This is a genomic window from Mycobacterium sp. KBS0706, assembly GCF_005938675.2.
Taxonomy (GTDB): domain Bacteria; phylum Pseudomonadota; class Alphaproteobacteria; order DSM-16000; family Inquilinaceae; genus Inquilinus.
Window position 1 is genome coordinate 1 of the sequence record NZ_VCCH02000184.1, and the last position, 7034, is coordinate 7034.

Consider the following 7034-nt stretch of genomic DNA (forward strand, 5'->3'; position numbering starts at 1 on the left):
ATCCGGACATCGTGCCCGGCTCACCAAAGCGGACATCACTCACCGCGGCAGCGCCCGTCCTCGTCCGGCAGCCCCGCGCAGGCGCAGCTATCGGACCGGCTACTACATCCAGGTTTAATTAGCGGAGCGTGACCGCATGATGCGCCTGAGCGGGCCACTGACTCCAGCGCGCCTGACGGTTCCCGCCTGGTGAGGCTGGAGGTGCTCCCTGCCTGCCGCGGGGGTGCAGACCCTTCCATTCATCCGCACCCCCCTTTCAGTATCGGCAACGCCTAGGGCCGTCACGTTTGACGCTTGCCCAGTCGGCTAGTCCGATGCCGGCGTCAGCAGGTCACGCAGCCTGATCGGGAAACGGCGGACTCGCGTTCCCGTGGCGTGCCAGACCGCATTCGCCACGGCCCCGGCGGTGCCGGTGATGCCGATCTCCCCGACCCCCTTGATGCCCAGCGCGTTCACATGCGGATCGTGCTCCTCGATCATCAGGGCATCGATCGACGGCACGTCGGCATTCACCGGGACGTGGTACTCGGCGAGATCGGCATTCAGGATTCGGCCGGAGCGCCGGTCCATCACCGCCTGCTCGTGCAGCGCGAAGGACACGCCCCAGATCATGCCGCCATAGTACTGGCTGCGCACGAGGCGCGGGTTGATGACCCGTCCCGCCGCAAAGGCGCCGACAAGGCGGGTGACGCGGATCTGGCCGAGTTCGGGGTCGACCTTGACCGCGGCAAAGACCGCCCCGTGCGCATGCATCGCATAGGCCGACTGAGCCGCGGGGTCCGCGGCGCTCCTGCCACGGCCTTCCAGCTCGGCCAGCCCGGCGCGGGCGAGAATGTCGACATAGCTCTCGCTCCGGCTTTCGTCGTCGCGGCGGACCAGGCGGCCGCTCCGCGCCAGCACCCCGGCATTCCCCGCCCCGAACAGGGGCGACCGCTGATCGCCCGTCGCCAGATCGGCCAGCTTGGCGATGATGTCGGCGCCGGCGCCGTGGATCGCCATCCCGGCCGTGGCCGTGTGGGCCGAGCCGCCGGCGATGCCGGCATCCGGAAGATCGGATGAGCCGGCCCTGAACTCCACCTGATCGAGATCGAGCCCGAGACCGTCGGCCGCGATCTGGGCCAGGGCGGTCCAGGCGCCCTGCCCCATGTCCTGCGCGCCCGTCTCCATGACGGCAGTGCCGTCGCGCCGCAGCACCGCGCGGGCCTGGGCCTGGAACATCAGCGCCGGGAAGGTCGCAGTGCCCATGCCCCAGCCGACGAGGAAGCCGGCCTCGTCCCGCATCTGTCGCGGCGCGAGCGGCCGTCCCGACCAGCCGAAACGCGCCGCACCTTCCGCGTAGCATTCGCGCAGAGCCTTGGAAGAGAACGGCTTGCCGGAGATCGGCTCGACCTCGGCGTAGTTCTTCAGCCGGAACGCCAGCGGGTCCATCCCGGAGGCCCAGGCCGCCTCGTCGATCGCGCTTTCCAGCGCGATCGAGCCCGTGGCTTCCCCGGGCGCCCGCATGAACAGCGGCGTGCCGGTGTCGACGCGGACTACTTCGTGGGAGCTGGCGATGGCCGGGCTGGCGTAGAGGGTGTGCGAGGCGTCGGCCGCCGGCTCGAAGAAATCGTCGAAGCTGCTCGACGTCACCTTCGCGTGATGGGCAAGCGCGGTGATCCGGCCCTCGCCGTCGAGGCCGATCCGGAGCGTCTGGCGCGAGGGTGCGCGATGGCCGACCGGCCCGTACATCTGCTCGCGGCGCAGCACCAGCTTGACCGGCCGGCCGACCAGCCGGGCCGCGAGGATGCCGAGGATCTGCGGACCGGAGACCAGGCCCTTGGAGCCGAAGCCGCCGCCGAGGAACGGGCTGCGGATATGGATCTTCTCGGGCGGGATGCCGAACAGCCCCGCGATCCGCCCCTGGGCCATCGCCAGACCCTGGCTCGGCGTGTCGATCGACAGGGAGTCGCCGTCCCAGACGGCGACGATGGCGTGCGGCTCCATGGCATTGTGGTACTGGTCGGGCGTCTCGTAAGTCGCGTCGACGCGGTTCGACGAGCCGGCGAGGGCAGCTTCGACCTCGCCCCGCTGCACCTGGGCCGGATTGCCGACGCCGACAGCCGGCGGCACGAAGCTCTCGCCCCCGTCCAGCCCGACCCGTGGCGGCAGGCTCTCGTATCGCGGCGACAGCAGCGCCGCGCCCTCGGTCGCGGCCTCCAGCGTCTCGGCGATCACCACCGCGATCGGCTGGTTGGCGTAGCGCACCAGGTCGTTCTGCAGGACGTCGATCCGGAACATGAACGGGTTCGACTTCTCGTCCGGATCCATCGCCAGCGGCGGCCGGTTGCCGGGAGTCATGACCTCGATCACGCCCGGATGGGCCTTGGCGGCATCGATGTCGAGGGCCGTCACCCGGCCGCGGGCGATGCTGCTGACCGCGAGGACCGCATACAGCATCCCCGCCGGGTGATTGTCGGCGGCGTAGCGCGCCGCCCCCGTCACCTTCAGGATGCCGTCACGGCGCGTCAGCGGCTGGCCGATGCTGGAGCCGTGGCGCGCATGGGCGGGACCGGCTGTGGGTCGGATCTCAGTCATCGTGGCGCGCTCCGCAAGCAGATGAGAACGGCGAGGCTGGAAGGGCGGGGAGACGCTCCGGCGTGCCGGCCGCGGCCACCGTCAGGGCGCGGACGAGGACCCGGCGCGCGAGCTCGATCTTGTAGGCGTTGTTGCCCGAGGGCCTGGCATCGGCCAAAGCGGCCTCCGCGGCCTGCCGGAAGGTAGCCGCGCCCAGCTTGGCGCCGGCGAGGACAGCCTCCGCTGCCCGGGCGCGCCATGGCTTGGCCGCCACGCCGCCGAGCGCGAGCCGGGCCTCCCGGATCGTGCCGTCCTCGATCCGGAGCGCCGCTGCCGCAGAGACGACCGCGAAGGCATAGGAGGTGCGTTCGCGCACCTTGAGATAGCGGGCATGAGCGGCGAATGCGGCGGCCGTCGCCGGCAGGCGGATGGCGACGATCAGGTCGCCCGGCTCGAGCGCGGTCTCGCGATCGGGCGTTGCGTCCGGCAGCCGGTGAAGGTCATCGACGGCGATCTCGCGCCGGCCGTTCCTGCCCTCGATCTCCGCCACGGCATCCAGCGCGACGAGCGGCACGCAGAAATCGGAAGGGTGGGTGGCGATGCAGCCCTCGCTCCAGCCGAGGACGGCGTGCAGGCGGTTCTCGCCGTCGCGGGCGTCACAGCCCGAGCCCGGCTGGCGCCTGTTGCAGGCGCTGGCGGTGTCGTAGAAATACGCGCAGCGCGTCCGCTGCAGCAGGTTGCCGCCGACCGTCGCGGCATTGCGGAGCTGCGCGGAGGCGCCGGACAGCAACGCCTCCGCCACCGCCGGATAGCTTCGGGCGAAATCCGGGTCGTGGGCGAGGTCGGCATTGCGGACCAGGGCGCCGATGCGGATCCCCCCGTCGGGCAAGGCTTCGACGCCGTCGAGCCCCGGCAGGCGCGTGATGTCGACGAGGCGGCCGGGGCGGGAGACGCCGTCCTTCATCAGGTCGAGCAGGTTCGTGCCGGCCGCGAAATACGCGGCTCCTGGCTCGGCCGCAGCCGCGACGGCATCGGAGATCGTGGCGGGCTTGACGTATTCGAAGGTGTTCACGCGGCATCCCTCCGGCCGGCTTCGGCCAGCGTCTTCTGCACTTCCAGCACCGCTTCCGTGATCCCGGCATAGGCGGCGCATCGGCAGAGATTTCCGCTCATGCCCTCGCGGATGCGTTCGGGGTCGTCGCCGGCCTGGCCTTCCCCGATCAGGCCGATCGCGCTCATGATCTGGCCCGGCGTGCAGAACCCGCATTGGAAGCCGTCATGGGCGATGAAGGCCGCCTGGACCGGATGAAGCTCGTCGTCGCGGGCGACACCCTCGATCGTGAGGATGTCGGCCCCGTCGTGGCTGACCGCGAGCGCCAGGCACGAATTGATGCGGCGTCCGTCGACCAGCACCGTGCAGGCACCGCACTGGCCGCGGTCGCACCCCTTCTTCGTGCCGGTCAGGTCGAGGCGTTCGCGCAGGAGATCGAGCAGGGTGATCCGCGGATCATCTAGCTCGATGTCATGCCGCGCACCGTTCACGGTGAGGCTGATCGAGAAACTCATGCAGGACTCCGATCGGTGATATCGTCGAAGACATGGCGGCCGCACCAGAGGCGCGGCGGGGCCGGAACGGCCGGATTTGCGTGCTATGAGGACACCAGGCGCCCCGCCTTGATCGATAGGGCGTTTCGAAGGCGCGTCCGTTCGGACAATATACGGAGGGCCCCTCCGCTTTTCAAGCGGGATGGGCAGCCAGACGAGGAATATGGAAGAGAACCCGGCAAAGACCACCCGAAAGCCGCGCACCGACGCGATCCGCAATCGCGAGCGCGTGCTGGAAGCTGCGAAGGCCGTGTTCAGCGCCGGCGGACCGGATGCCAGCCTCGAGGCGGTGGCAAGGCAGGCCAGGGTCGGCATCGGCACCCTGTACCGGCACTTCCCGACCCGTGACGCCCTGTTCGAGGCGGTCTACCGGCGCGAGGTGGAGCAGCTCGGGGCATTGGCCGAGCAGTTGAAGGACGAGGCGGCGCCTGTCGATGCCCTGCGCTCCTGGCTCAGATCCAACGTCGACCTGGTCGCGACGAAGAAGGGCATGTTGGCAGCGCTGGCGCTTGCGACGCATGGACGGTCGGAACTCTACGCCCACACGTTCGACCGCCTGACCAAGGCCGCCGGCGCGCTGCTGGACCAGGCCGTCTCGGCCGGCGAGATCCGTCCGGACGTCAGCGCCGAGGACCTCCTGCGCGCGCTCGTGGGCATGTGCTACATGCACGATCAGCCCGGCTGGCAGAAGACCGTGCTCAAGCTGCTCGACGTCTTTGTCGATGGGCTTCGTGTGACGAGCGGGACGCCTCGATGATCTCGGCGGGTCCCGTCGCCGCCATTCCCTATCGGCGCAGCCGGGCGGGACCGCGCCATGAGCGGCCGCGGCGCGGGTGCGCCGACACCGGGCATCGCTCAAGCCCGCCGCAGCCTGCCCTTTCTGGCCAGACCGGCCGAGAATATTGCTCGAAACCGGCCATCCGACAGGCCCACCCGAAGCGGACATGACCGCACGCGACCCTGCGGAGACATTCATTGATCGCGGCCAGAAGCTCCGCTTCTCCCGCACATTCCGGACGGTTCCAGTCAGGCCTTCTGCCAGAACGAGAGCTGATAGCCCTGGAAATCGTGCTCGTCCTGGGGTTCCCACAGCTCGACCGCACACGGGCCATCCGGAAATTGCCAGAAGAGCTTCGCCTCGTAAATTTCCCTCAACCTTCGACCGATAAAGATAATCTTGTCGGCCGAAATGTCCTCTCAGCCGCTGTGCTGGATATCGGCGATGTGGATGTGGTTCATCACGGCTTCAACCGACTGCCGCGTCGCCCCCTCCGAGTTCTCGAATGATCGCAGGGCCGGCTCGGAGAAATCCCGCCGCAAGATGTAACGCTCGAACTTAACGAATCCTGGCCAGAACACCGAACAATAACCTGCGGCCAGGGCGAACCGTCCTTCGCAGGCCACCCACGTCTCCAGATCAATGCCTACCCCGTTGTTCCAGCGAGAGAGCTCGTCTTTCATGCTGCTCGGAATGCCCATGACTGTTCCGCACTTGGGTTGGACTGGGCTAGTAGACAGCGGCACCGTCCGCCGCTTGGCAAGGTGTGTTTGCCATTCCGGGGGGAGCCTCTTCCCTGGGCCGACGTTCGTACCATCAGCCCCATGGGGACGGGAGCAGCTGATCCTCGCTCGCCATCGTTGTGAGGCCCCGGCTCCAAGCGCCAACCCTCATGTCGGTCGCGGCACGGCGCTTCCGCTTGGCAGCGGCATCCGGACACTCCTGATCCTTCGCTGGAGTGTCCGCTTTCCGCCCTTTGCCGTCGGCGCAGCCGAATGACGGCGCCCGGAAGCGGCCACCGGCCTCGACGTCGGAGAGCGGACCTGACCGCACGCGACCCGAAGCGGAAGTCGAAGCCGGCGGGATCGAACGGCGCCTTCGCCCTCCGGAGCGGACCTTCATCCATGGAGCGGGCCATGCTTGTCTGGCCGCCACCATCGACTTGGTCCAACACAGCGGCGCTATAGTCGGCAACCTCGATCGTCTAGAATCGGACCAGTGCGTACTATATCACCGCCCCCCCTGAAGCAGGCAGTTGACGTGACAACTCTCAAATAACACAATCGACTCTCAAGGTCTAAAGCCACATCCCTGCGAACCGACTTGCTCCGCATTAACATATGACAAAATATTTGTCTGCCTTCTAGGTGAAAGCCGTGAGGCGGCGGCAGACTTTTATTCCAAAGGCGACATGCGACAAACGACATGTCCTCATGGCAGATGTGGACAGGAGGCGAGATGATGTCGGCCCCCGATCCGGTTGTCCCGCCGGCGGAGATCGTCCGCGAGGCGGTGGAGCGCATTCTGGCCAGCTCGAAATTCCGCGCCTCCGAGCGGAGCCGGCGCTTTCTCCGCTACATCGTCGATGAGACGCTGGCCGGCCGGGCCGACCGCATCAAGGGCTATAGCGTCGGCGTCGAGGTCTTCGATCGCGATACGAGTTTCGACCCTCAGCTCGACCCGATCGTCCGGGTCGAGGCCACTCAGTTGCGCCGTTCCCTGGACTACTACTATGTCGCTGGCGGCAAGGACGACGAGATCCGCATCACCATACCGAGAGGCAGCTACGTTCCTGTCTTCACCACCAAGGATGCGACGAGCCAGCCAGCCGACACTTCGCCGGCGTCATCCCCGGGCGTGCCGCTCGACGCAGCGGTCCAGATCGATGCTCCCGCGTGGAGCGCGCCCCAGGTCCAGTATCCTTTGCGCAGGCCCGGCCGGATGCGCCTCTGGCTTGGTGTGTGCGGAACCGCGCTTCTGGCTGCTCTTCTGGTGGCGGGCCTCCTGTGGCACATGGGCGCGCTTCCATGGCTGACCGCTGAGACCGAGACGTCCAGACAGCACGGGCCGGCCGTGGTCGTCATCCTGCTGCAGGAAG

6 protein-coding genes are annotated in these 7034 nt (G+C 68.1%); 2 read left to right on the top strand and 4 right to left on the bottom strand.

Annotated elements, in window-relative coordinates; genetic code table 11:
• Positions 1–306: 306 nt before the first annotated feature.
• The 3 genes from FFK22_RS40280 to FFK22_RS40290 are packed head-to-tail and all read right to left on the bottom strand — an operon-like array spanning position 307 to position 4119.
• Complete coding sequence (locus FFK22_RS40280; RefSeq protein WP_138893420.1) at positions 307–2574, bottom strand: xanthine dehydrogenase family protein molybdopterin-binding subunit; 2268 nt, start codon at positions 2572–2574, stop codon at positions 307–309.
• Positions 2567–3625 carry a xanthine dehydrogenase family protein subunit M gene (locus FFK22_RS40285; protein ID WP_138893421.1) on the bottom strand — a complete coding sequence of 353 codons (1059 nt, stop codon included), beginning with the start codon at positions 3623–3625 and terminating at the stop codon, positions 2567–2569. Before FFK22_RS40285 ends, FFK22_RS40280 begins: the two co-directional genes overlap by 8 nt.
• Positions 3622–4119, bottom strand: a complete 498-nt coding sequence (locus FFK22_RS40290; protein WP_138893422.1) for a (2Fe-2S)-binding protein — start codon at positions 4117–4119, stop codon at positions 3622–3624. Before FFK22_RS40290 ends, FFK22_RS40285 begins: the two co-directional genes overlap by 4 nt.
• Positions 4120–4321: 202 nt before the next feature.
• Between FFK22_RS40290 and FFK22_RS40295 the strand changes: the two genes are divergently transcribed.
• Positions 4322–4915 carry a TetR/AcrR family transcriptional regulator gene (locus tag FFK22_RS40295; RefSeq protein WP_138893423.1) on the top strand — a complete coding sequence of 198 codons (594 nt, stop codon included), beginning with the start codon at positions 4322–4324 and terminating at the stop codon, positions 4913–4915.
• A 440-nt stretch (positions 4916–5355) separates the two neighbouring features.
• On the opposite strand, the gene FFK22_RS40300 is transcribed toward FFK22_RS40295, so the two are convergent.
• Positions 5356–5637: a hypothetical protein gene (locus tag FFK22_RS40300; RefSeq protein WP_138893424.1), complete on the bottom strand. Its 282-nt coding sequence runs from the start codon at positions 5635–5637 to the stop codon at positions 5356–5358.
• Positions 5638–6394: 757 nt separating this feature from the next.
• Between FFK22_RS40300 and FFK22_RS40305 the strand changes: the two genes are divergently transcribed.
• The coding region (locus FFK22_RS40305) for a hypothetical protein (RefSeq protein ID WP_221939249.1) at positions 6395–7034 on the top strand (640 nt) is incomplete at its 3' end.

Excerpts from the sequence above, each read along its gene's own strand:
- FFK22_RS40300 (WP_138893424.1), bottom strand. The coding sequence starts at position 5,637 with ATGGGCATTCCGAGCAGCATGAAAGACGAGCTCTCTCGCTGGAACAAC.
- FFK22_RS40295 (WP_138893423.1), top strand. The coding sequence starts at position 4,322 with ATGGAAGAGAACCCGGCAAAGACCACCCGAAAGCCGCGCACCGACGCG.
- FFK22_RS40280 (WP_138893420.1), bottom strand. The coding sequence starts at position 2,574 with ATGACTGAGATCCGACCCACAGCCGGTCCCGCCCATGCGCGCCACGGC.
- FFK22_RS40290 (WP_138893422.1), bottom strand. The coding sequence starts at position 4,119 with ATGAGTTTCTCGATCAGCCTCACCGTGAACGGTGCGCGGCATGACATC.